Source organism: Aeribacillus pallidus, assembly GCF_050478865.1.
Classification (GTDB): domain Bacteria; phylum Bacillota; class Bacilli; order Bacillales; family JACDOC01; genus JACDOC01.
Window position 1 is genome coordinate 1 of the sequence record NZ_JBCNBW010000078.1, and the last position, 23,713, is coordinate 23,713.

Genomic DNA, 23,713 nt, shown 5'->3' on the forward strand with positions numbered 1-23,713 from the left:
TTCCGCCCCGCTACCTGGGATAAAGTTTAGTACACCTGCAGGAAGACCTGCTTCTTCTAATACTTCGACAAATTTATAAGCGACAACCGGAGTGGCACTTGCTGGTTTTAATAGCACAGTGTTACCTGTCACAAGGGATGCCACTGTGGTACCCGCCATGATTGCAAACGGGAAGTTCCATGGGGAAATGACCACACCGACACCTAATGGAATGTAATTAAATCGGTTAAATTCACCCGGACGGCTTTCCACTGGAATTCCGTCTTTTAATTTCAACATTTGACGACCGTAATACTCCATGAAGTCGATCGCTTCCGCTGTATCGGCATCGGCTTCTTTCCATGGCTTACCTGCTTCTTTTACAAGTAAAGCAGAAAACTCATGCTTGCGACGACGAACGAGCGCAGCCGCTTTAAATAAAATATCTGCACGCACTTCTGGTTTTACTTTTTTCCATGTTTGGAACGTTTCGTACGCCACGTTCATCGCTTTTTCCGCGAGTTCTTTGTTCGCTTTAGAAACGCGACCGATCACTTCTTCTTTGTTCGCTGGGTTGATCGAAACGATTTTGTCTTCTGTTGTCACGCGCTCGCCGCCGATGACTAGCGGATAATCTTGACCTAAATAACTTTCAACAAGCTTTAATCCTTCTTGGAACGCTCGCTTATTCTCTTCTTTCGAAAAGTCCGTAAACGGTTCGTGTTTGTACGGGATCATGGAAAGCTCCTCCTCTTATCGAAAAAAATTTTTTCATCGCTTACCGCAAAATTTATTTGCTTCAAAATTTTCTTTACATATATAATAATGCAAAAATTCATTGCGTTTTTCAAGGGATTTTCTTTACAATGTTATCGTACCCTGAACGGAGGGATTTAAATGGGAAACGATTGGAATGAGCATTTATTATCTATTTATGAACAACTCCTTGAGAAAATGGATTTAGGCATACACGCCATCGACCGTGATGGAAAAACGATTATTTACAATCCGAAGATGATGGAAATTGAAGGGATGAATATTGAGGACGTCTTAGATAAAAATTTACTTGATGTCTTTCAATTTAGTGATAATGAAGAAAGTACGTTATTAAAAGTGTTGAAAACTGGGGAAAGTATTTTAAACGTTAAACAAACGTATTTTAATTATAAAGGTCAAGAAATTACAACCATTAATAATACGTATCCGATTGTTGTGGACGGGGAAACAGTAGGAGCGGTTGAGTTTGCGCGCGACGTCACCAAGCTAGAAAAAATTTTGCGCGAAAACATGTTTGTAAAAGGAACACCGAAGTACACCTTTGATCAAATCATTGGTACGTCCCCATCAATTTTAGAGGTGATTGAAACAAGTAAACGGGCCACCCGGACGACTTCATCAGTTTTAATTGTAGGGGAAACAGGAACCGGGAAAGAACTGTTTGCCCAAAGTATTCATAACGGGAGCCCCCGTGCCCATCGACCGTTTGTTTCGCAAAACTGTGCGGCTTTTCCTGCTCAATTACTGGAAGAAATTTTATTCGGAACAACGGAAAATGCGTATCCTGGTGCTGTGGACCGCCCAGGATTGTTTGAGCAAGCGGAAGGCGGCACCGTTTTATTAGATGAAATTCATGCGCTCCATCCTTCGTTACAAACGAAACTTTTACGTGTATTACAAGAAAAAACGGTGCGGCGAATCGGGGATACGACGGATCGAATCGTAAATGTGCGGATTATTGCGACGATGAATGAAGATCCGATTGATGCGATTAGTGCTCAGAAATTAAGAAAAGATTTGTATTATCGGTTGAGTGTTGTTACTCTATTTTTACCCCCACTTAGGGAGCGAAAAACGGATATTCCGGCGCTTATTCAATGTTTTATCAACAAATATAATCAGCTGTTTAGCTTAGACGTCAAGGGAGTATCAGATGATGTACTGCAATTATTTGACGAATACGACTGGCCAGGCAATGTCCGAGAGTTAGAACATGTGATCGAAGGGGCGATGAACATCATTGAGCACGAACAAACGATTGAATATCAACATTTACCGCTCCATTTCCGGCAAAAATCGCACCGTCAAGATCAAACGTTTTCTACTCAATTATTAATTCAAAGTCATCGGGATATTAAACCGCTGGACGAATACATGCAAGAAGCGGAAACGTATTATTTGCAAAAAGCGTTACAATATCATCAATACAATATTACAAAAACCGCAGAAGCGCTCGGCATGAGCCGTCAAAACCTGCAATACCGCATTCGCAAATACAACATCGAAAGGCCGAAGTCATGAATAAAAGAGCATGGTTTTCCGTGTTCTTTTATTTATTTAACTATAATTTTTTTAAGGTTTTAGTATTTTCTTTTTCTAAGACGAAAAAGGAATATATTAATTTTTTACTAACATATACCATTCTTAAACTGCTAAGCGCTTTTCTAAAACAAAAAGATATTTCCATAAAACAAGTGAACGTGAAAGACTAAAGAGTATAAAAGAAAACCATAGGCCATCATTCCCTAAAAACGGAATAAACGACCAATAAGAAATTAAAAATACGATTAACGAAATCACCATCGAATTACGAAGCGGTTGAACTTCAGTTGCTCCAGAAAAAATTCCTTGTAATTGTAACCCCCAGAAACCCACTATCGGAAACATCGCAACCCAATAACCATAAGAAATAGCGATTTGCTTTACTGCCTCAATGTTTGTAAATAGTGAGACGATATGTGTGTCGAAACTTACCATCGTTACAGCAAGCACTATTGAGACAAAAAAAGCCCAAACAGCTGATAACTTAACGGCTTGACTATATAGTTCTTTATGCTTTGCTCCCATGGCTCTTCCAACAAGAATACTTGCTGCATTTGCAATTCCATCAAAAATGTAAGCCATGATAAAATGAACCTGAAGAAGAATGGCATTCGCCGCCAATACTTGATCTCCAAAGGTAGCTCCTTTTTCTGTAAATAGCCCAAATACTGTTAACAGACAAACTGTGCGAATGAATAAATCGCGATTTACCTTCATCATTTCGTAAATTTTGTTCGAATCAAAAATTTGGTTCCTTTGCATCTTAAACTTTGTAAAATTGCCACCATATAGAACGAACACCATCCCAATCATGAAAGCTGTAATTTCTGAAATCAAAGTTGCAAATGCAACTCCTCCTACTCCCATGTTTAACACAAGTACAAATACAGCATCCAAACCGATGTTCAACAAATTCATAAACACTTGTAAGAACAAAGCCGAACGCACACGTGACAGTCCGATTAACCATCCAACAATGGCGTAGTTCATCAGGGCAAACGGAGCACCCCAAATTCGAATGTCAAAATATTCAGCTGCGTGTCCGATTACTTCTTCACTTGGCTGAATCATCCAAAAAGCGGACGTTTGAATTAAATCCTGAAATAGAATAAATAACAAACCAAATCCTACAGCTAACAACAAAGGACGTAAGAACATTAACTTTACTTCATGCTCATTCTTTGCTCCATGTGCTTGTGCTGTAAACCCAGATGTGCTAACTCTTAAAAAACCGAGCAACCAATACATCGTATTAAAAATTAAAGAACCGACCGCTATCCCTCCGATATATGCCGCATCTGGTAATCTTCCAACCATAGCTGTATCGACAGCACCTAATAATGGAGTAGATAGAGCTGATAAAATGAGTGGAACGGCTAATCCTATAAACTTTCGATGTCCAATCCTTGATTTATCTTGTAATACATACCTAGAAGTGGCTGCCACCTTATTTCTCCTCCAATTTAAAGAAAATCATTTTCATTACGATCAATACTCCAAAGACATAGCAGAAGAAACAAGTTGACGGGTGTAAGGATGTCTTTCTACTGAGAACATATCCTTTACGTCGAACTGATCAACTAAACATCCTTGTTTCATGACTAAAATTCGATTACTAATGTAATGAACCGAAGGAAGATCATGAGAAATAAACAAATAGGCGACACCTAAAGTTTGTTGCATTTCCTTCAACAAATTTAAAATTTGCGCTTGAACAGATACATCTAAACTAGCAGTTGGCTCATCACATATCAGTAAACTAGGTTGCAGACTAAATCCCCTTGCAATTGCTACCCGCTGTTTTTGTCCCCCACTTAACTCATGAGGATAGCAATCTAATACTCTTTTTGACAAACCAACCATATCTATTAACCTCTCCATCATTAAACGTGAAGAATGACGAATATCTTTTAAAAACTCAGGCGTCACTTCTGGAAAATTCTCAAGCGGCTCAATGATTGACTTCCAGATTGGCAACTTAGGATTTAAAGAAGAATGAGGATCTTGGAAAATTACTTGGACGTGTTTCCTTAAGTTTCTTAATTGTTTTTCCTTTAATTCATTTAAAGGATGACCTAAAAGGACAATTTCTCCATCATCTGCTTGGTCAAGCGCTAAGATGAGACGAGCAATTGTACTCTTTCCGCTTCCACTTTCCCCTACCAAACCTACCGATTCACCGGAACCAATAGAGAATGTTACTTTGTTCACAGCTTGTACCTGTTTATACGCTTTAGAAACATTCCTCACTTCAAGCAACGTATTCATATAGAAATCACGCTCTCTTTTATCAAATGAGCCTGAGCGACGTGACAGGTAATATCGTGATCGTTGTTAATACTTGTTCTTTTTAATGGCTCCTTTAAACATACCGGTTCCTTTATTGGACATCTTAAAGCAAAAGGACATCCATTTTCATAAATCAATCCAGGTTCTCCTGGTATGGTTACCAATGTATCTTTATGCTTAATAATCGATGGTCTAGATTGTAATAATAACTTAGTATATGGATGATAAGGGTGCTGTCTTAATTGAGACGCTTTAGCTAATTCCAGAATGCGCCCTCCATACATCACAGCAATCCAATCTGCTCTTTGAAGGGCAAGTCCAATGTCATGGGTAATGAGTAAAATTGAACAATCATTTTCTTCCTTTAACTTTGTGATATGATCCATGATTTTCTGTACAGTACAAACATCCAATGCGGTTGTTGGCTCGTCTGCAATCAATAAAGAAGGTTTTAAAATCATAGCAGTGGCCAGTGCTGTACGTTGAAGCTGTCCACCACTTAACTCAAAAGGATAACTATTCCATATGCGTGTAGATGGCAAATCAACTTTGTCTAGTGCATCGAGCACCTTTTCTTTCGCTTCCTTTTGACTACATCTCTCATGGGTTTTTATCACTTCCGTCATTTGTTTACCGATTTTGAAAAACGGTGTAAAGCTTCCTCTATAATCTTGAAATACAAATCCAATTCCCTTACCTCTAAACTTTTTTCGTTCTTTTTCTGTCATGCTGACGATATTTTTATGTTGAAAAAAAATATTTCCACTCTGAATACAAAGCGATTTCGGCAGAAGCCCTAATATAGCCAAAGATGTTACACTCTTTCCGCTTCCACTTTCACCCACTATCGCCAATGTTTCTCCCTTTTTTATACGAAATCCGATATCTTTTACAATCGTTCGCATCACACGATTTTTCTTCTTTACCGTAATATGTAGCTGTTCAACCCGCAAAACATCGTCATCTTGGTAAAAAATCGTACTCACCCTCCCTAACGTTTTTTGACATCCAATACTTCTCTTAAGCCATCACCAATCAAATTAAAACTCAGGACAACGATCATAATCGCCAAACCTGGATAAATCATTAAAGTTGGAATGGATTGAAAATAAGGACGACTATCATTTAACATGGCTCCCCATTCCGGCGTCGGTGGTTGTGCACCTAATCCTAAATACGATAAAGATGAAACGAATAAAATCACTTTTCCAATATCTAAAGTTGCTAATACTAAAACATGAGGAAATACTTGAGGAAATAGATGCTTGGTCATAATCGTCCATGTACTACATCCACTGATACGAGCAGCCAAAATATATTCTTTTTCTTTTTCAGAGAGAACAATACCCCTTACTGTTCTTGCATATACAACCCATTTGACTAAAACGATTGCCAATACTACATTGATAAGGCTTGGTCCTAAAAATCCAGCAATGGCAATAGCTAAAATAAAGTCTGGCAATGCAACAAGCCCATCGATGATTCTCATAAAAAACGCATCTACTTTTCCACCAACATATCCCGCGATCAACCCAATGGGAACTCCTATACATAAAACGGCTAAAATCGTCACACTACCAATTCCAAGCGTAATTTTGGCTCCGGTAACAATCCTTGAAAATACACACCTTCCAAAATGGTCTGTACCTAGCGGGTAATCCGGACTAGGAGGTAAAAACCGTTGAGCCAAATTCACCTCTGTCGGATCATTTGGTACAATATACGATCCAAAAATAGTTAAAAATATAATAAACGTTAATAAAATAACTCCGATAAATGACATGGGATCTCGCATAAAATTTAGGTACATTTTCGTCATTTCCCATACCCCTTTTCCAAACGTAATCGAGGATCAAGGAAACGGTAAGTAATATCGACAAGCATATTAACGACAAACACGAACGTACCAGTAAATAAAATATATCCTTGAATAACGGGATAATCTCGCTTCAAAATGGCGTCAACAATCATTTTTCCTAAACCAGGCCATGAGAATAATGTTTCTACCACGACTGATCCACCTAACAAACTTCCAAAACTCATGCCAAACATAGTAATCACCGGAATCATGGCACCTTTTAACGCATGTCGAAATAAAATACTTCGTTGACTTAATCCTCTTGCATTCGCCGCACGAATGTACTCTTGTGATAGACTTTCTAATAATCCAGCCCGAAGTAATCGAGCATATACGGCGGCCATTGCTAATCCTAGTGTAACGGAAGGCAAAATAAGATGAAGCAAATGATTTCCACCTAAAGATGGCAATAAATTGAAATGATAAGATAATAGAAAAATCAAAAGAAGCCCTAACCAAAAATCAGGGACGGATGCTCCGATAAGCGCGAGCATCCGACTGATATGATCAATAAGTCGATGGTGGTAAACCGCTGAGAGTACGCCTAATGGTACGGCAATGACAATTGCCACGGCCAATGCCCCAATCGTTAAGAAAATCGTATATGGAAGTTTAGACACCATTTCATCCCATACAGGTTGCTTCGTAATATACGATTCGCCAAAATCCAACTTTACAATCTGTTTTATCCAATCAAAATATTGCATAATAATCGGTCGATCAAATCCTAATTCTCTACGTAACGCTTCTTCTTCTTCATGTGTAATAGCAACTTCATCTATTTTCAAAATCTTTTTCACCGGATCACCAGGAGCTATTTGCATAAGAATAAAAGTACATAGAGAAAGAAGAAAGAGTACAATCCCTAATTGGAGGAAACGCGAGAGAAGAAATTTAGACACATTATTTCACATCCATTTTATTGGTAATCAAGTAATATTCTTCTGCTCCAGGCGACCAGTTCATAACTCGGTTGTTTACCCCAACTACAATGTTTGGATATACAACGAAAGATTGCGGAATCTCTTTTGCAATAATTTGAACGGCCTGTTTTGTCAATTCATTTCTTTTTTCTTGTTCGCTCGTAACATTTAGTTCGTGAATTAGTTCATTGAGACTCGGAATATTGATTAGTCCCGGATTAAGCGCACCATTTGGTAAATAAGCGATATTTAAATAATACCCTCCATCTCCACGAGGAGCTGTTAAATTACTGTAAGTTGCTAAATCCCACTCTTTTTGATGTTCATATAAATAGCTGTCAATATTCTCAACTGTTTGGATATCGATCGATACCCCGATTTTTTTTGCCTCTGCTTGTAACAGCTGTGCAATTAACGGCAATTCTGGACGCGATGCATAAGTAACAAGTTTAAAGGTTAACGGCTTTCCGTTCTTCACCAATTGACCATTTTCTTCTTTCCAACCCGCTTCTAACAATAACTGTTTTGCTTTGTTCGGATCAAAAGAAGGAGCTGGCCCATCGTTACTAAAAGAGAATTTTGAATGGAACGGTCCATTTGCAATGGTGGCTTGCCCCGCCATCACTGTGTTTACAACATCTTTACGAGAAAGAAGCAAGTCGATCGCTTGACGTACCTTAACATCTTGTAGTTCTGGCTTTTGCATGTTATACAAAATAAAATGCGCTCTTAGACTAGGAATAGATTCAACCTTTAAATCTGGATCTTTTTCAATTTCATCGATACTCTCGACTGGCAAATGGTAAACGATATCTGCTTCTTTAGATTGGAAAGCAACCGCTCGTACATTTGCATCCGAATGAAATTTAAAAAATACTTCTTCCACTTTTGCCATTCCATCCCAGTAATCTTCATATCTGTCTAAATTGATTTCAATGTCAGGAGTGAATTTCTTTACTTTAAAAGGGCCCGTACCTACAGGTGCTTTATTAAACTCATCTGTACCCATCTCCTCTTCTGCTCTTACACTAATGATAGATGTATTTGGATTTACCAATTCAGAAACAAGTGATGGATGAGGCTCTTTTGTACGAATGGTGAGCGTTTGTCCATTAGCTTCGATTGACTCAATTTTCAATGATTTTTCTAATGCCTTGCTTACTCGAATTCCACGTTCTAACGATGCTTTTACGGCTTTTGCATCTAGAAGGGTTCCATCATGAAAAGTAACCCCATCACGAATCGTAAATACCCACGTATTCTTATCTTTCTGTTCCCAATCAGTTGCTAACCATGGTTCCAACTGAAGTTTATCGTTTAGCTTTACGAGCGTTTCTGTAATCCCCGCACGTAGAGGTAACCAACTTAAATGAGGGTCAAGTTGGCTATCACCAAAGCTGAACAGCAATGTAACTGTTTTCTTTCGATGTTCATCTTTTGTTTCCGTTGTACTTGTCTTTTCTAATGTACATGCTGTTAAACCAAATATGATGAGTATGACAAAAATAATATGAATAAACTTCTGAAATTTCATAAACACACCTCTCTTAAAAAATCGTAATGATTACGATTTTTATTTATAACACGAAAGAGAAAATATGTAAATAAAAAAACAAATTTCCTTAAAACGAAATAAAATCTATGTTAGAGAGAAAAAAGTAGAGTATTCATCGTTTTCTTTTAATAACGATGAGAATACTCTACCGATACTTACACCTATGAATTTAATATATTTACCAAGCTCCTCTTCCCTTCACCGGTCAACATCCGGTTTGTGGAGACCCCCCTATGAAATGAATAAGCATCCTTAATTTGTTTTTGCATTTTCCACAAAAGTATGCTTAAATATCTGTATCTTATAAATCGTAATGAATACGATTATCATAAATAAGAGAAGGTATGAAAGGAGAGAGGAATTAATGAACCCATTTTTTCTAATTGTTGGAGCGGGTCCTGCTGGGATTGGAATGGGGATTTTACTAAAGCAATTAAGAATTGAAAATTTTGGAATTTTAGAGCGTGACCGTGTTGGTTCCTCCTTTTTGCAATGGCCGAGGGAGATGCGTTTTATTACACCATCGTTTACGGGACAGGGCTTTGGTGCATTAGATTTAAATGCTATTTCACCAACAACGTCACCTGCTTATACCCTCCGAAAAGAACATCTAAGCGGTGAAGACTATGCATTATATCTTGATTTATTAGCAGAACATTACGATTTACCGATTCGAGAAGGAGTGAACGTAAACGAGGTAGTTAAAAAGGAGAATCGATTCATTGTAAAAACAAATGAAGGAGAATACGAGGCTGATGCCGTTATTTGGGCAACCGGAGAATTTCAATTCCCGAATGCAGCTCCATTTCCAGGAGCAGAACATGCGCTACATAATCGGTATGTTGACAGTTGGAAGAATTTCGAAAATGGGCATTATGTAGTAATTGGTGGGTATGAGAGCGGAATTGACGCGGCCGTTAACTTAGTTGCGAATGGAAATGAAGTGACCATCATTTCAGCTAAGGAGCTACATGGAAAAGAAGCGGACCCTAGTTTGTCATTAGCACCTTACACATGGGAACGATTGCGAAAAGCCGAACAAACAAAGCGTTTCACCATAGTCGAAAAGATTAGGGTAGTGAAAATTGAAAAAAAGGAAAACGGCTATTTGTTATTCCTTTCAAACGGAGAGCAATTGATGACGGAGACAAAGCCGATTCTAGCAACAGGATTTCGCTCAGGAGCGGAACAAATTCAATCCTTGTTTGAATGGGGTGAGAACGGAAAACCGAAACTGACGTTGTATGATGAATCGACCATAACGCCGAATTTATTTTTAATTGGACCGAGCGTTGCCCATGATCAAGCGATTTTCTGTTTTATTTATAAGTTTCGCCAACGTTTTGCCGTTGTAGCGAAAAAATTAGTTGATCGTTACCAACTTCCTCATGAAGAAGAGGTCTTCACTCTTTATGCAAACAACCAAATGTATTTAACAGACTTATCGTGTTGTGAGGTGAAGTGTGATTGCTAGCTGAGCGAACAAAACGAAAACGACTTTTACTCCTCGGATTAGAATCAGTTGGAAAGACCACATTATTTTCAAGGTGGACGCAGTTTGGTATTGGTGAAGAAACCAATGTGAAAGGAACGACTTACACGTTTCGTTCCCATCCGATACGACAGTTGCGTGAATGGGATATTGTCGATACACCGGGGTTGCGTAGAGGGGATGAACTGGGTAAACGACAACTGGAAAAAGAAGTAGTAAAAGCTGATCACGTGATGCTCATTATCCGTGGGACTCATTTTCATGAGGAGTTGCAAGAACTGCTGTCGATTGTGCCTGTAACTCAATCAAATATTTCTATAGCTGTGACATTTGTAGATAAAATAAATCAACAAACGAAAACACTGTTAGAAAATGTTCAAAAGCAATACAATCTCCCGCTTTTTTTAACAAAAGGAAGAAAAGAAACAGCTCAATCGCTCCCTTCATTTGAAAAATATAGAAAATGGACCCGAGATACTATTAAGGTATTACAAACACTGAACTTACCTAAAAAAGACCCTGCATCGTTTGTATTTGATCGTCCAATAATCGGTCCGCTTCTATCTGTGTTGGCAATATTGTTGATGTTTCTCTTACCTGTTTATGTCGCTTATAAGTTTTCCGATTGGGGACAACCGTATTTAGATGTTGGCTTAGCAAGTGTGGTTCAATTTTTTGAGGGAAAAGGAAAGCTGATAGAAGGATTGCTTGTAGGAGATTACGGCTTGCTCACACTAGGAGCTTATTCATTTTTATGGGCATTTCCAGTTGTGCTTTTTTTAAGTATTATGATGGCCATCACCGACGAAACAGGAATCAAAGATCGAATTACCGATGCGCTTGATCCGTATTTACGAAAAATAGGTTTAAATGGCCAAGATCTGATTCCTGTATTAAGTGGGTTTGGGTGTAATGTTGTGGCCGTTCAGCAGAGTCGATTGTGCAGTGCTTGTACGCGAAAAGCATGTGTTTCTCTCGTCTCATTTGGATCAGCATGTAGTTATCAAATTGGCGCAACAATATCGATTTTTCATAGTGCACAAAAGCCGCACTTATTTTTTCCGTACTTACTCACTCTCTTTATCGTTGGTGCCCTTCATACAAGAATATGGAATCGACAAGCAATGATACATGCAGCTATGCTTCGTCCTCATCGGACATTTATGCAGATGCCGACATGGTCGGGAGTTTCATACCGCGTTCGTTCAACGGTCTTTCAATTTTTAACTCAAGCCATGCCGATCTTTTTGATCATTTGTTTTATCGCCGGGTTGTTGGATGTGTTAGGATGGATTGATAAAGTGGTGTTGTTATTCGCACCTGTCGTTCAATGGATGAATTTACCGGCAGAAGCTGCTATTGGTCTTGTTTTTTCAATAATTCGTAAAGATGGCATTTTGCTGTTTAATGAAGGAAATTTGGCGTTATTAACGTCGATGTCGACATTTCAACTCTTTCTTCTTGTTTACCTTGCTTCGACATTTAGTGCATGTGCGGTTACTATTTGGACCATCGCAAAGGAATTTAATGTGAAAGAGGCAATTTTATTATCAGGAAAACAAATGATTACTTCGTTAACATCTACTCTTTTGCTCTTGTTATTATTCACTAGGTAACAATAAAATAATAACAATAATCGAGTTATCGTTATGTTGTAAGCAAAGATATGGAGAGATATAGAATTAAATTCCTTTTGACATAGTTACTTATTCGATTCGTTGGAGCCTTGAACAATGTGCTCCAAGAACGAAATAGGTTAATTTTTTGCTATTATTATTGCTATTTCAACATAAATGTTGTTGTATCAATAAAAAACAGACCATTATGTTGTTGTTTGGTCTGTTTTTTTGTGCCGGTTATATACCTCAATGTTACAGACATTATTACAAGGCTTCCGGAAAATATTTAATAACTCTGTTTTGATTTTGTCTTCACGCCAAATTTAATATTAATTGGAAAAATGTTTCGTATTCGTTAAAAATTCTTCCTTTAAAACTGCAGCTTGATGCTGATTATTTACTGCATGTGTAATCGCAGAAATAACGGCAATTCCATCCGCACCAGCTTGAGCAATCGGAGCAATTTTTCCTTGTTGAATGCCGCCAATAGCGACTAATGGCCCGGTGACACATGCGTTTCGTATTTCCTCAATCACAATCGGTCCTCTTACAACTTGGATATCTTCTTTTGTTTTTGTAGGATACATGGGACCGACTCCAATATAGTCAGCCCCTTCCACGAAGGCTCGTTTGGCTTCTTCAACGTTATGGGTAGAGACGCCCAGTAGTTTGTCACCTATCATCTTCCGAACCGCCTCTACATCACCATCTTCTTGACCGATATGGACGCCATCGGCATCAAGCTCAAGCGCTAATTGAACATCGTCATTAACGATAAAAGGGATACCGTGCTCTCTACAAATTGCATGCAAGTCTTTTGCTAATTCATACTTGGCCTCACCAGTTAAAGCACCTATTCCTTTTTCCCGAAATTGAAACATCGTAATCCCACCGGCAATCGCTTGTTGCAGCACGGAACGAGGATCTTCTTTACAATTTGCACTGCCCATGACGAAATATAAGGTTAGATGGTTTCGTTGAAAAGTCACGAGACCACCTCATGTTGGTTTCGAAGCGCCCAATGGTTGGTCGGGCCGTTTCCACTCCCGATGCCTAGTTCTTGTTCAATCGCTAAATGAATAAAGGTTTTCGCAACAGATACCGCTTCTTCCACTGATGATCCTTTCGCTAATTCTGCCGTAATGGCCGCAGCAAACGTACATCCTGTCCCATGCGTATGTCTTGTTTCGATCCGACGACTTTGCCATTCATAAAATTGTTCCCCATCGAATAATAGGTCAACTAACTGCTCTTCGTTGCCATGGCCACCTTTCATCACGACGTAAGAAACGCCCATGTCATGAAGTCGTTTCGCCGCGTCTTTTCGATCTTCTATGTTTGTGATTGCCATGCCTGTTAATACTTCCGCTTCCGGGATATTTGGGGTAATCACTTTCGCCAGCGGTAAAAGGTGTTTTTTCATCGCTTGGACGGCGTCTTCTTGTAGAAGGGGAGCGCCTCCTTTCGCGATCATGACAGGGTCAACAACGAGCTGTTTCCACCCGTATGATTGAACACGCTCCGCGACCGCTATAATAATTTCTTCACTAAACAACATGCCAGTCTTTACCGCGTGTGGGGCTAAATCTTGTTCAATCGAATCCAATTGTTTGACAACCGCTTCAACCGATAGCGGATAAACCCCTTGAACGCCTAACGTATTTTGGGCTGTTGCTGCAGTAATTACAGTCATGCCATATACGTGCAATTCTTGAAATGTTTTTAAATCCGCTTGAATACCGGCCCCGCCTCCGCTATCAGATCCAGCAATCGTCAACGCTTTATATACGTTCACCAAGTGGCACCTCCTACCCTAAATACCGATGATATAATGTTTTCGCTTCTTGAATATCTTTTGTTCCGTGAACGAGGACACGTCCATCTTTAAACACAACGAGTCGATGCTCAGGCACTTCCAATGATACGAGGTACGGATTTTTCTCTACCTTACCCCCTTGACGTGAGAGCACTTTGGCGAGCTCGTCTAAATCGCGAGGACCTTTTATCGCTGGGCGAATTTGCACCGTATTTCGCCCACACAAAACCTCTGTTTTTGTTTGGTGTTCATACGAAAGAAACGGATACGTTCGATGCGTTCCGCAAGAAGGACAATCCTCTCGTTTTAACGAGTTGACATCAATCATCGATTGTTGGTTTTTCCACACATCAAACGAAATGAGTTTACGACGAACCGCATCAATATCACCGACGAGAATTTTTAACGTTTCAGCTACTTGATACGCCGCGACCATTTGTACGGCAGGACTGATAATCCCCGCCGTATCGCACGTGAGACCATTCATCGGCAGGGTTTCTAATAAACAATGCAGACAAGGAGTTTTTCCTGGAATAAACGGATAACTCACCCCGTAGCTTCCGACACAAGCTCCGTAAATCCACGGTATCCCGTATTTTTGTGAAATATCGTTAATAACCATGCGCGTATCAAAATTATCGGTCGCATCGATAAGGACATCAGGTTTGCCCTTTTTCACAAGCTCTTCTAGTACATTCACCGTCACATCGGTGACCATCGCCTCAATCTGCACGTCACAGTTGACTTGCTCTAATCTTTTTTTCGCAGCAATTGCTTTTGGTAAGCGAAGTTTCGCATCTTCTTCACTATACAGTTGTTGACGTTGTAAGTTACTCCAATCGACGTAATCCCGATCCATGATCGTGACTTTGCCCACACCAGCACGGACAAGGGCTTCGCTAGTTCCAGTTCCTAAAGCCCCCGCCCCGATAATAACTACGTGTTTTTTGGCTAACTGTTGTTGCCCTTCTTTACCTATTGGAGAAAAGAGCTCTTGTTTTGAGTAACGGTCGTTCAAACGATACTCATTCCTTCCATTGGACTACTTGCAATCGCATACCGTTTTTTCGGAATACGTCCTGCTTCAAAACCAAGTCGGCCTGCTTCAATGGCTAGTTTCATTGCTTTCGCCATTTTAACCGGATCTTGAGCTGCGGCGACCGCCGTATTCAATAGCACGCCATCAGCCCCTAATTCCATAGCGAGAGCCACATCGGCAGGGCTTCCGATTCCTGCATCAACAATAACCGGTGCCGTTGCTTGCTCAATGATGAGGCTCAGATTCATCGGATTGATAATTCCTTGACCCGAACCAATTGGTGATGCACCTGGCATAATGGCGTGACAGCCTAATTCTTGTAAACGCTTGGCTAGCACCACATCATCGGACGTATAAGGTAACACGATGAATCCTTCCTCTAGCAACATTTCCGTTGCTTTTAGTGTTTCGACTGGATCTGGAAGTAACGTTTTTGAGCAACCAATCACTTCTACCTTCACCATGTCGCACAAGCCGGATGCTTTTGCTAATCGGGCAATACGTACCGCTTCTTCCGCTGTTGAGGCTCCAGCTGTATTCGGAAGTAATTTATATTGCTCTAAGTCTAGCTTTTCTAAAAAATTCGGTTGATTCGGTTCAAAAATGTTCATACGTCGAACAGCAAACGTTAATACCTCCGCACCAGACACTTCTACTGCTTCTCGCTGAATATCCATATTTGGATATTTTCCAGTCCCTAATAACAAGCGTGATTGAAACGAATATGGTCCAATGGTTAACATCATCAACCGCCTCCTACAAAATGTACAATTTCTACTTGATCTTGATCGGACAATGTTGTTTGTTTATAGTCTTCTTTTTGAATAATGTTTCGATTGACTTCCACGATTACAATTCGATGATGAAGTTGAAAATGGATCAATAAATCTTCGACTGTTCGAATGTCATCAGGAAGTTGGAGTGTTTCTCCATTAATGTGTAACTCCATATCCTTTCCTCCTTTCTTACATACTTGTTGGTACTACTCGTAACAAGTGAAAGCTTGATAAATCGATAGATTCATATGTTTTTCCTTCTACTAAATCAGCCATGATCACTCCAGTAATCGGACTAAGTAAAATTCCGTTGCGGTAATGACCAAACGCACCAAACAGCCCTTTAATATCCGGATGCTCTCCAAGGTAAGGAAGTCCATCACTTGTTTGCGGGCGAATGCCGCTCCACACGTTTTCCCAATGGGCTTCTACTATGCTAGGAAGAATAGCAGAAGCCCGCTCGAGCAGGCTTTGCACTCCCTTTACGCTCACTTTTTGATGAAACGTTCCTTCCTGGGATGTGGCACCGATGACTAATCGGTTCCCTTTTTTCGGAACGATGTAACAGCCGTTGTTCGCAAAAATCGTGGACGTAATGAACGGAATTTCCGTTACAACGGAAAGACATTCCCCTTTGACCGGAAAAAGTGGAACATCGATGCCAGTCGGTTTTAATAATTGTTTTGACCATGCTCCTGCACATAGAATCACATTATCGGAAGTGATTCGCCCTTCTGCCGTCTCGACTCCTTTCACTTGACCTCTTTCCCATAAAAGGCTGTACACTTCCGTATATTCCTTAATGACAGCTCCGAAACGAGAGGCGGCTTTTGCAAAAGCAATCGATAAATCAGCCGCGCGTACTTGACCGTCTCCTGGAAGGTACATAGCACCATAAAGCATTTCCGTCACATGGGGCTCCCTCTCTTGCGATTCCTTCATCGATAACCATTGGACAGAAGGATCTTGTTGTTTCCAAAATTGATAATGTTGTTCGAGCGCCACCGCATCCTCTTTCGAACAAGCGACTTTAATTAGCCCTCTTTGAACGAGCCCAATGTCGATACCCGTTAATTCCTCTAATTCTTCAACAATTGAAGGAAACATCTCTCGGCTTTTTAACGCTAACGGAATGAGCGGGCTATCCGTGGTAAATTCCGATTGGGCCCCTAACATCCCCGCCGCTGCACTGGACGCTCCTTGGGCGATTTCTTGTTTTTCGAGGACGATTACGGACGCCCCTCGTTTGGCCAGTTGAAAAGCAATGGAACAACCGATGACTCCACCTCCCACAATCACTGCATCATATCGTTTGTTTTCCATGTTTGCCCCTCCAGTTTTTTAGTAACCGTGCATATGCTTTTGCGGCACTTATAGAATCTTTTGCCAAAAACACACCCGACATCACGGCAATTCCCTTTGCTCCCGCATTCAGAACGTGCACAGCGTTTTCAACTGTAATTCCTCCAATCCCAATCACCGGGATAGGTACTTCGTTGGCAATCTGTGTCAACGCTTGAATTCCTCGTGGTTGTAACCCCTTTTTACTCGCCGTTGGAAAAATGTGACCATACACACAATAATCAGCACCGTGACGAGCGGCCGCCAGCGCCTCTTCCAACGAATGAACAGAGCAACCTACCTGTAAAGATGGAAAATGGTCCTTGACTCGTTTAACGTCTAAACTATGGTAAGCAAGTTGTACCCCTTTCAAACCATAAACAACCGCCACATCAACACGGTCATTCACGACCATTTTGGAAGCGGGAACGCCTTGATCTAATAAAGAGGAGACAAGGTTACCTAACTCTTTCGCCGTCATTTGCTTTTCCCGCAAATGAATCATATCCACGTATGGATGAATGTGGGCTACAATCTCGACAATCTTCGCACTTTGTTGCTGGCCGGTCGTAATGACATGCATTTCTTGTTCCAATTTTTCTCACCTCTAGCGGACATCGGTCATCGGGAACCACGGAAAGGTAACAGCCATGAAATATATAAGCAGAGTAAAGACGAGCATACCAAAAGAAAAAAGAACGTCATGTTTGTTGATTTTCATTTCGTAATAATACGTTCGTTCTGACTCTTCTGAAAATCCTTTTGCCTGCATCGCTACCGCCAATCGTTGCGCCCGTCGAATGCTTTGTGAAAGCAAAGGGATCGCGTATCGGTTCATGCGCTCGACAAACGCTTTGACTCCTTTTTCATTCATGACTCCTCTTACCATTAAAGCCTGCCGAATCGTTTGAAATTCCAAAAACATGATTGGAATAAGTCGAACCCCTGCTAAAAAGCTATAGGCATATTTCGGCTTTATCTTTAGCTGCTGCATTAATGAATAGAACAAATACACTGGTCTTGTTGTTAAAGAAAACGTTAAACCGAGCAAGGCAAACGTAAGGGCACGAAACCCTAAATGCAACCCACGATAAAAGCTTTCCTCTGTGATGTGTATCAGTCCCCATTTCCACCAAGTGGTTTCGCCTTTGCCGAAAAACATCATCGACGTGGACGTTGAGATAAAAATAACCAAAAAAGGAAGGAGGAACATGAGAAGGTGTTTCCAACGATAGCCCGTAAATAAAACGAACATGAGTAAACATCCTACCATGATGTAAAACGACACGTTTGGATTATGAATGAACAACACAGTAATAAAAAAGAAGAGCATAACCAGCAGTTTCACAGCTGGGTTCATTTGATGGAGCCACGTTTCCCGATAGGTCAATTCCCATCTCATAAGAAATCCTCCTTACCTACTTCCGACAAGTTCTTTCGTTGGACGATGGATTGGCTCATCACGTACCAATCGGCCATTAGTAATTTCCCATCGTCTTGTTGCAAATGTGTCGACAATATGGGTATCGTGCGTCACCATAAGAATGGTCGTCCCTTGTTCCCGAAGGTGTTCTAACCGTTCTAATAAGGCAAACGTATTTTGCGCATCCTGACCAAACGTCGGTTCATCTAACAGCAACAACGGTTGGTGATGTACGATGGAAGCGGCAACGCTTAAGCGACGTTTTTGCCCAACGGATAATTGATACGGATGCTGATGGCAAAGCTTGTTTAAATGGAATTGTTCTAAAAGCGTGTGGACGATCGGCTCTATTTCCACTTCTGGTCGTTTTTGCAATCGAAGGCCATACGCCAATTCGTCGTAGACGGAATTAGTGACAAATTGAAATTCAGGTTGCTGAAACACAAAACCGATTTGTTCATACATTCGTTTCATTTTGTGTACCGTTTGACCTCGAAAAATACATGTTCCTTTTGTTGGAATGAATCCAATGATCGCTTGCAGTAATGTGCTTTTCCCCGCTCCATTGCTTCCGGTAATGGCAATCCATTCTCCTTGATAAACAACCGCTTTCTCCACCTCGATGTGTATCTGCTTGTTTCGTAATCCTTGAAACTGTTCGAGTCGAAGAATTTCGGTGGTTGATACCGTTTTCCGTTTGTTCGAACGTTTTGCCTGATATCGATCCCAACAGCCCGGATACCAAATACCGTGTTGATCAATCGTCTCTTGGTACTGTTGAAATATCCGTTTTGCCGGACCATTAGCGATAACCTCACCATGATCGTTGAACAATACGATACGGTCCACCCAATCCAAAATCAGGTCAATTTTATGTTCGACAATGATGATCGTTTTTTCCGAAGCAACGTGTTTTAACACCCGCCATACTTCTTCTGTTCCTTCCGGGTCAATCATAGCGGTCGGTTCATCTAAAAATAGTACGTCCGGGTCTCCTGCTAAAGCAGAAGCGATGGCTAACCGTTGCTTCATTCCGCCGGATAATTTTTGAATGGGTGTGTGGGGAGTATCTAATTGCAAATCGACGAGTTGAAGCAACTCTTTAATCCGGTCAGCCATTTGTTCACGAGGTACCAATCGATTTTCTAAGGTAAACGCGAGCTCTTCATCGACATAGGGCATACAAAATTGGGAATCGGGGTCTTGAAACACATAGCCCCATGAGGCCGGAGTTTGGATGCTTTCTGCCTTCATCGGAACTTCAATCGTCCGCGGAATCAAGCCGGCTAATACTTGAAGCAACGTTGATTTTCCACAACCTGATGGACCTAGTAAAAGGACCTTTTCTCCTTTGGAAATGGATATAGTTATATCTTTGAAAAATAGGGAATCGGTCCCTGGAAATTTCAGTCGTAACTTGTGGACAGAACAAACCGGTTTCATATGTTCACCTTCTATCGATCTAATGCCTCGTAATCCTCAGTAGGAGCTGGTCGTACAAGTTGCGTAACCCCAGTAGCCTCCAGCGCTTTCACTAAGCAATAAGCGAAAATTCCTGCAATCAAAATAGCTCCAACAAAGCGGGCACCAATAAATAGCATTAAATTCCATAGAGCTAACTCATCAATATACCCTTTGTAAAAATCCATGATCAGAGAAGCCAATGTGGAACTAATGGCCGCTAATGAAGCAACAAATACATTGAAACGTTTGTAACGGAAAATAGCGAACACCGCTTCGGCAAACAATCCTTGTAAAAATCCGTATAGTAAAACTTCAAGTCCCCATTCCGACCCAACAATAAATTCCCCTGATGCTGCGGCTACTTCCGCTAGCAGTGCGACCCCCGGTTTACGAATAATTAAAAACGCCACAATTGCGGCAATGAACCACATACCGTAAATCAGCTGATCGAGATGAAGTCCAAATGGTTTTACAAAGTAGTAAAACGGTCCCCACAGTTTATATACAATCCCAAAAACTATCGCAATCACAATCGTTGTTAAAATGTCAGCTAATTTTAATTGTTTAGAGTGTTGCATATTGTTCCTTCTCCTTTCCTGTCATTGGCCAAGATTCTAATGTGTACGCCATTTCCCAAAATAAATATTCATAATGACTGCTAATTAGAAAATGTTGTTTCATTCGTTGGCGATCCGCTTCCGTTACTACTTCCGCAATCGCATCAAGTCGTGATATCTGCTCTTCTACGAGTTGACGGAACCATTCCGACCCGTAAGCAGCAATCCATTCTTGATAAATGGGCTCATCTGGTCGACAATCTTTTAGCCGTTCACCAATTTCGTAATAAAGCCAATAACATGGCAAAATGGCAGCCACAATATCTCCTAAATGACCTTCGTACGCCGCCCGATACATGTGGGACGTATACGCGTATGCAGTCGGAGCTGGCATCATCGAAGCCTTCTCTTCTTCCGTAATTCCTAATTGCTTTGCAAAACGCTCATGTAACGAAAGCTCGGCTTGGTACGTATTTTGTGCGTGATGTGCCATACGAGCGGTAGTAGGTAAATCAATGGCTTTTGCTGCTCCGAGCGCTTGCACTCTCGCAAAGTGACCTAAATAATACGCATCTTGCAGTACATAGTATCGAAAACATTGTAAATTAAGCGTTCCATCCCCAAGCTGTTTCACAAAAGGATGATGAAAGCTTGCTTCCCATAGGCCATCTGCTTCTTGCCGAAGCGTCTTTGAAAATGACATATTTTTCTCCCCCTTAGTCAGGTGTCATGTATGAAAAACACAGTGTGGGCCCAAAACTGCGTTTTTTCCAATAAAAAAACCACTTTCCTTACCAACATAAGGAAAGTGGTGATTGTATCCCATACAAGTACATCACATAAATGGATGACAAACGATGTCAACCATTCCACACTTCCACTTCCCTACGCTGGTATGATCCAGATCAGATTCTAAGGGTCTCAAAGGCACACTTTGATCTCAGCCTATCTAAAGGCACCCCTAGTGGAATTAATGAATGTATTCAATTATAATTCCTGTTGTCTTTTTTATCTTAACATGATGATTATTTTTGTCAAATCCTTTCTTAGAAAGATGTTATTCATTTTTAAGATTTCATATACCAATTAAAAAAGCTGCAACCAAATAAGTGGTTACAGCTAACAAAACCCGTAATCACAGCGGTTATTTTTTAATCAAATCTTCCCGTTGTGATTGTTCAATCCATTCTTGGAGTTTTTCTTTTAACGTGTTAAAGCCGGCCTGTGGTGTTTCATTTTTGACGCTTCCTTGGCGCTTTTTCCCTACTTTCTTTTTGCCAGTTGCTTGAGCCGCCCGAATGGATAAACTAATTTTCCCGTCCTCATCAATGGAAAGAACTTTTACTTTTACTTGATCGCCAACTTTTACATGATCGTGAATGTTTTTCACAAACCCTTGGCTGATTTCCGATATATGGATAAGCCCTTGTGTTTGATTATCAAGCTCCACAAAAGCACCATACGGTTGAATACCGGTCACAGTACCTGTTACAATTGTTCCTACTTCTAATTTTTCAGTCATGGAAACACTCCTACAATATATGTTTTTTCACCGTTATCGACAATTGTAGATTATATCATAGTTGGGTAGAGTAAGCAAAAAACCTATCATTTGATAGTTATCGGAAATTTCAAAATTTATTTGAACAAATTTTAAAGAATGACTATACTTTTAATAAAATTCATAGTAACATGTAAAAAATTAATGATTAAGTAAAGGAGTCGTATTATGAATCAGCAAGAACAATGGTCGTCAAAAATCGGCTTTATTTTAGCCGCAGCTGGTTCTGCCATCGGATTAGGGGCCATTTGGAAATTCCCTTACATGGCAGGAACAAACGGTGGCAGCGTATTCTTTTTCTTATTTATCTTGTTCACCGTTCTAATTGGGGCGCCCGTGTTGTTAGCAGAATTTATCATCGGTCGCCATGCCCAGACTGATGCTGTTCGTGCCTACAAAAAAATTGCACCGAATAGCGCTTGGCATTGGGTTGGATATTTAGGAGTCGTCGCATCCTTTGTCCTTTTGTCCTTTTATAGCGTTGTCGGCGGGTGGATTGTCTCCTACTTACTTCGAAGTCTAAGTGGCTTATTAATCGGAAAGACACAAGAAGAATATAATCAACTTTTTGGTTCTATTATCAGTAATCCATGGGAAGTACTACTTGCTCAATTCGTCTTCTTAGTACTAACGATCCTTATCGTTCAAGGTGGTATTCAACAAGGAATTGAGCGCGCGAGCCGTTATATGATGCCAGCCTTATTTATCTTATTTTTAGTATTAGTCATACGCTCGTTAACGCTCGATGGCGCGATGGAAGGGATTCAATTCCTTCTAGTTCCTGATTTTAGTTACTTAAATGGCCAAACGGCATTACTTGCTCTTGGACAAGCCTTCTTTGCGTTAAGTGTGGGTGTTTCAGTCATGGTAACTTACGCTTCTTATTTAGGCAAAGAAGAAAACTTACCAAAATCGGCCACGTCGGTCGCCGTCTTAAATATTTTTATTTCATTCTTAGCAGGCCTGGTTGTGTTTCCAGCCGTTTTCGCGCTAGGATTTGAGCCAGCTAGCGGTCCTGGTCTTGTCTTCGTTGTCTTACCAGCCGTGTTTAACGAATTAGCGTTTGGAGGCTTTTTCTTCTTTATTTTCATGGTTCTGTTACTATTTGCGACACTCACATCCTCAATATCGATGCTAGAGATTGTGGTCGCCGTCTTAACGAAATCCGAACAACGAAAGCGTAAAAAATTTACCTGGATTTCCGGTCTGTTGATTTTTATTGCTGGTATTCCAAGCGCCTTATCGTTTGGTATATTTGCCAAGCCACTCCTATTCGAAAAAACTTTCTTCGATCTAGCCGATTACTTTGTTAGTAATATTTCCTTACCGTTAGGTGCTTTGTTGATCTCACTCTTTGTCGGATACAAAATTCCGCGCGAACAAGTTTGGGCCGAAATGAAGCAAGGGGCAACGATGAAACACACATTATTTACAATTTGGTATGTCTCTGTTCGTTATATCGCCCCAATTGGTATTATCATTATTTTCTTAAATTCGTTAGGGCTCTTTTAATTATTTAGCTATGTTATATGTCATTGTTGATTTTTAGAAAATTATTCACACGGCGGCGACTCCAGCGGGAACAAGAAGCCGCAAGACCCATACTTGAGCGTAGCGAGGGAAGCGGCTTGCACCTTGCCCGCGTAAAGCGTCCGCCACAAGCGTAATGTATACATATCAACAGTATCGTTTAACAGACATT

The 23,713-nt window shown here is 40.5% G+C and carries 23 protein-coding genes and 1 riboswitch; of the genes, 4 read left to right on the top strand and 19 right to left on the bottom strand.

Features of this window, described 5'->3' with window-relative positions:
- On the bottom strand, positions 1-717 hold a 717-nt coding region (locus ABES52_RS15800), incomplete at its 3' end, for an aldehyde dehydrogenase family protein (RefSeq protein WP_429652221.1).
- A 159-nt stretch (positions 718-876) separates the two neighbouring features.
- On the opposite strand from ABES52_RS15800, the gene ABES52_RS15805 reads away from it, so the two are divergent.
- The gene (locus ABES52_RS15805; protein ID WP_429652223.1) at positions 877-2,277 is read left to right on the top strand and encodes a sigma-54 interaction domain-containing protein; all 1,401 of its coding nucleotides are present in this window, start codon (positions 877-879) and stop codon (positions 2,275-2,277) included.
- 123 nt (positions 2,278-2,400) lie between these two features.
- Here the strand turns inward: ABES52_RS15805 and ABES52_RS15810 are convergent, their stop codons facing one another.
- The 6 genes from ABES52_RS15810 to nikA are packed head-to-tail and all read right to left on the bottom strand — an operon-like array spanning position 2,401 to position 8,902.
- Complete coding sequence (locus ABES52_RS15810) at positions 2,401-3,744, bottom strand: MATE family efflux transporter (RefSeq protein ID WP_429652225.1); 1,344 nt, start codon at positions 3,742-3,744, stop codon at positions 2,401-2,403.
- 42 nt (positions 3,745-3,786) lie between these two features.
- A complete protein-coding gene (locus ABES52_RS15815) occupies positions 3,787-4,566 on the bottom strand; it encodes an ABC transporter ATP-binding protein (RefSeq protein ID WP_429652227.1) in 780 nt (259 codons plus the stop codon).
- A complete protein-coding gene (locus tag ABES52_RS15820; RefSeq protein WP_429652229.1) occupies positions 4,563-5,573 on the bottom strand; it encodes an ABC transporter ATP-binding protein in 1,011 nt (336 codons plus the stop codon). The genes ABES52_RS15815 and ABES52_RS15820 overlap by 4 nt, the downstream gene beginning before the upstream one ends.
- A gap of 5 nt (positions 5,574-5,578) precedes the next feature.
- A complete protein-coding gene (gene nikC / locus ABES52_RS15825) occupies positions 5,579-6,406 on the bottom strand; it encodes a nickel transporter permease (protein ID WP_429652231.1) in 828 nt (275 codons plus the stop codon).
- Positions 6,403-7,347, bottom strand: a complete 945-nt coding sequence (gene nikB, locus ABES52_RS15830; protein WP_429652233.1) for a nickel ABC transporter permease — start codon at positions 7,345-7,347, stop codon at positions 6,403-6,405. The genes nikC and nikB overlap by 4 nt, the downstream gene beginning before the upstream one ends.
- A 1-nt stretch (position 7,348) precedes the next feature.
- A complete protein-coding gene (gene nikA, locus ABES52_RS15835; protein ID WP_429652235.1) occupies positions 7,349-8,902 on the bottom strand; it encodes a nickel ABC transporter substrate-binding protein in 1,554 nt (517 codons plus the stop codon).
- Between the two features lie 385 nt (positions 8,903-9,287).
- Here nikA and ABES52_RS15840 point away from each other — a divergent pair, with 385 nt between their 5' ends.
- A complete protein-coding gene (locus tag ABES52_RS15840) occupies positions 9,288-10,397 on the top strand; it encodes an NAD(P)/FAD-dependent oxidoreductase (protein WP_429652237.1) in 1,110 nt (369 codons plus the stop codon).
- Positions 10,391-12,031 (top strand): nucleoside recognition domain-containing protein, encoded by a 1,641-nt coding sequence (locus ABES52_RS15845; protein ID WP_429652239.1) that lies wholly within the window; start codon positions 10,391-10,393, stop codon positions 12,029-12,031. The genes ABES52_RS15840 and ABES52_RS15845 overlap by 7 nt, the downstream gene beginning before the upstream one ends.
- A gap of 332 nt (positions 12,032-12,363) precedes the next feature.
- Here the strand turns inward: ABES52_RS15845 and thiE are convergent, their stop codons facing one another.
- From thiE to yugI, 12 genes are all read right to left on the bottom strand, one after another.
- Positions 12,364-13,023 carry a thiamine phosphate synthase gene (gene thiE / locus ABES52_RS15850; RefSeq protein WP_488168062.1) on the bottom strand — a complete coding sequence of 220 codons (660 nt, stop codon included), beginning with the start codon at positions 13,021-13,023 and terminating at the stop codon, positions 12,364-12,366.
- Positions 13,020-13,832, bottom strand: coding sequence for a bifunctional hydroxymethylpyrimidine kinase/phosphomethylpyrimidine kinase (thiD, locus tag ABES52_RS15855; RefSeq protein ID WP_429652241.1), 813 nt, complete (start codon positions 13,830-13,832; stop codon positions 13,020-13,022). The genes thiE and thiD overlap by 4 nt, the downstream gene beginning before the upstream one ends.
- Positions 13,833-13,842: 10 nt before the next feature.
- Positions 13,843-14,868, bottom strand: coding sequence for a thiazole biosynthesis adenylyltransferase ThiF (locus tag ABES52_RS15860; protein WP_429652243.1), 1,026 nt, complete (start codon positions 14,866-14,868; stop codon positions 13,843-13,845).
- Positions 14,865-15,632: a thiazole synthase gene (locus ABES52_RS15865; protein ID WP_429652264.1), complete on the bottom strand. Its 768-nt coding sequence runs from the start codon at positions 15,630-15,632 to the stop codon at positions 14,865-14,867. The genes ABES52_RS15860 and ABES52_RS15865 overlap by 4 nt, the downstream gene beginning before the upstream one ends.
- Before the next feature lie 2 nt (positions 15,633-15,634).
- On the bottom strand, positions 15,635-15,838 hold the full coding sequence (gene thiS / locus ABES52_RS15870; RefSeq protein ID WP_429652245.1) for a sulfur carrier protein ThiS: 204 nt from the start codon (positions 15,836-15,838) through the stop codon (positions 15,635-15,637).
- A gap of 16 nt (positions 15,839-15,854) precedes the next feature.
- A complete protein-coding gene (thiO, locus tag ABES52_RS15875) occupies positions 15,855-16,988 on the bottom strand; it encodes a glycine oxidase ThiO (RefSeq protein ID WP_429652246.1) in 1,134 nt (377 codons plus the stop codon).
- Entirely contained in the window at positions 16,969-17,601 is a 633-nt protein-coding gene (gene tenI / locus ABES52_RS15880; protein ID WP_429652248.1) for a thiazole tautomerase TenI, read from the bottom strand. The genes thiO and tenI overlap by 20 nt, the downstream gene beginning before the upstream one ends.
- A 12-nt stretch (positions 17,602-17,613) precedes the next feature.
- Positions 17,614-18,408: an energy-coupling factor transporter transmembrane component T family protein gene (locus ABES52_RS15885; protein ID WP_429652250.1), complete on the bottom strand. Its 795-nt coding sequence runs from the start codon at positions 18,406-18,408 to the stop codon at positions 17,614-17,616.
- A gap of 12 nt (positions 18,409-18,420) precedes the next feature.
- On the bottom strand, positions 18,421-19,872 hold the full coding sequence (locus ABES52_RS15890) for an ABC transporter ATP-binding protein (RefSeq protein WP_429652252.1): 1,452 nt from the start codon (positions 19,870-19,872) through the stop codon (positions 18,421-18,423).
- A gap of 11 nt (positions 19,873-19,883) precedes the next feature.
- Positions 19,884-20,471: an ECF transporter S component gene (locus tag ABES52_RS15895; protein ID WP_429652254.1), complete on the bottom strand. Its 588-nt coding sequence runs from the start codon at positions 20,469-20,471 to the stop codon at positions 19,884-19,886.
- On the bottom strand, positions 20,458-21,153 hold the full coding sequence (gene tenA, locus ABES52_RS15900) for a thiaminase II (protein ID WP_429652256.1): 696 nt from the start codon (positions 21,151-21,153) through the stop codon (positions 20,458-20,460). The genes ABES52_RS15895 and tenA overlap by 14 nt, the downstream gene beginning before the upstream one ends.
- 162 nt (positions 21,154-21,315) lie before the next feature.
- Positions 21,316-21,423: riboswitch (TPP riboswitch) on the bottom strand.
- Between the two features lie 171 nt (positions 21,424-21,594).
- Complete coding sequence (yugI, locus tag ABES52_RS15905) at positions 21,595-21,972, bottom strand: S1 domain-containing post-transcriptional regulator GSP13 (protein WP_429652258.1); 378 nt, start codon at positions 21,970-21,972, stop codon at positions 21,595-21,597.
- 207 nt (positions 21,973-22,179) lie between these two features.
- On the opposite strand from yugI, the gene ABES52_RS15910 reads away from it, so the two are divergent.
- Positions 22,180-23,523, top strand: coding sequence for a sodium-dependent transporter (locus ABES52_RS15910; protein ID WP_429652260.1), 1,344 nt, complete (start codon positions 22,180-22,182; stop codon positions 23,521-23,523).
- The last annotated feature ends 190 nt before the right edge of the window (positions 23,524-23,713 follow it).

What these genes read in the sequence shown, in the direction of transcription:
- ABES52_RS15840 (WP_429652237.1), top strand. Translation starts at nt 9,288, where the DNA reads ATGAACCCATTTTTTCTAATTGTTGGAGCGGGTCCTGCTGGGATTGGA.
- ABES52_RS15815 (WP_429652227.1), bottom strand. Translation starts at nt 4,566, where the DNA reads ATGAATACGTTGCTTGAAGTGAGGAATGTTTCTAAAGCGTATAAACAG.
- ABES52_RS15865 (WP_429652264.1), bottom strand. Translation starts at nt 15,632, where the DNA reads ATGTTAACCATTGGACCATATTCGTTTCAATCACGCTTGTTATTAGGG.
- ABES52_RS15805 (WP_429652223.1), top strand. Translation starts at nt 877, where the DNA reads ATGGGAAACGATTGGAATGAGCATTTATTATCTATTTATGAACAACTC.
- ABES52_RS15895 (WP_429652254.1), bottom strand. Translation starts at nt 20,471, where the DNA reads ATGCAACACTCTAAACAATTAAAATTAGCTGACATTTTAACAACGATT.
- tenA (WP_429652256.1), bottom strand. Translation starts at nt 21,153, where the DNA reads ATGTCATTTTCAAAGACGCTTCGGCAAGAAGCAGATGGCCTATGGGAA.
- thiS (WP_429652245.1), bottom strand. Translation starts at nt 15,838, where the DNA reads ATGGAGTTACACATTAATGGAGAAACACTCCAACTTCCTGATGACATT.
- yugI (WP_429652258.1), bottom strand. Translation starts at nt 21,972, where the DNA reads ATGACTGAAAAATTAGAAGTAGGAACAATTGTAACAGGTACTGTGACC.
- ABES52_RS15885 (WP_429652250.1), bottom strand. Translation starts at nt 18,408, where the DNA reads ATGAGATGGGAATTGACCTATCGGGAAACGTGGCTCCATCAAATGAAC.
- ABES52_RS15890 (WP_429652252.1), bottom strand. Translation starts at nt 19,872, where the DNA reads ATGAAACCGGTTTGTTCTGTCCACAAGTTACGACTGAAATTTCCAGGG.
- thiO (WP_429652246.1), bottom strand. Translation starts at nt 16,988, where the DNA reads ATGGAAAACAAACGATATGATGCAGTGATTGTGGGAGGTGGAGTCATC.
- nikC (WP_429652231.1), bottom strand. Translation starts at nt 6,406, where the DNA reads ATGACGAAAATGTACCTAAATTTTATGCGAGATCCCATGTCATTTATC.
- nikA (WP_429652235.1), bottom strand. Translation starts at nt 8,902, where the DNA reads ATGAAATTTCAGAAGTTTATTCATATTATTTTTGTCATACTCATCATA.
- ABES52_RS15910 (WP_429652260.1), top strand. Translation starts at nt 22,180, where the DNA reads ATGAATCAGCAAGAACAATGGTCGTCAAAAATCGGCTTTATTTTAGCC.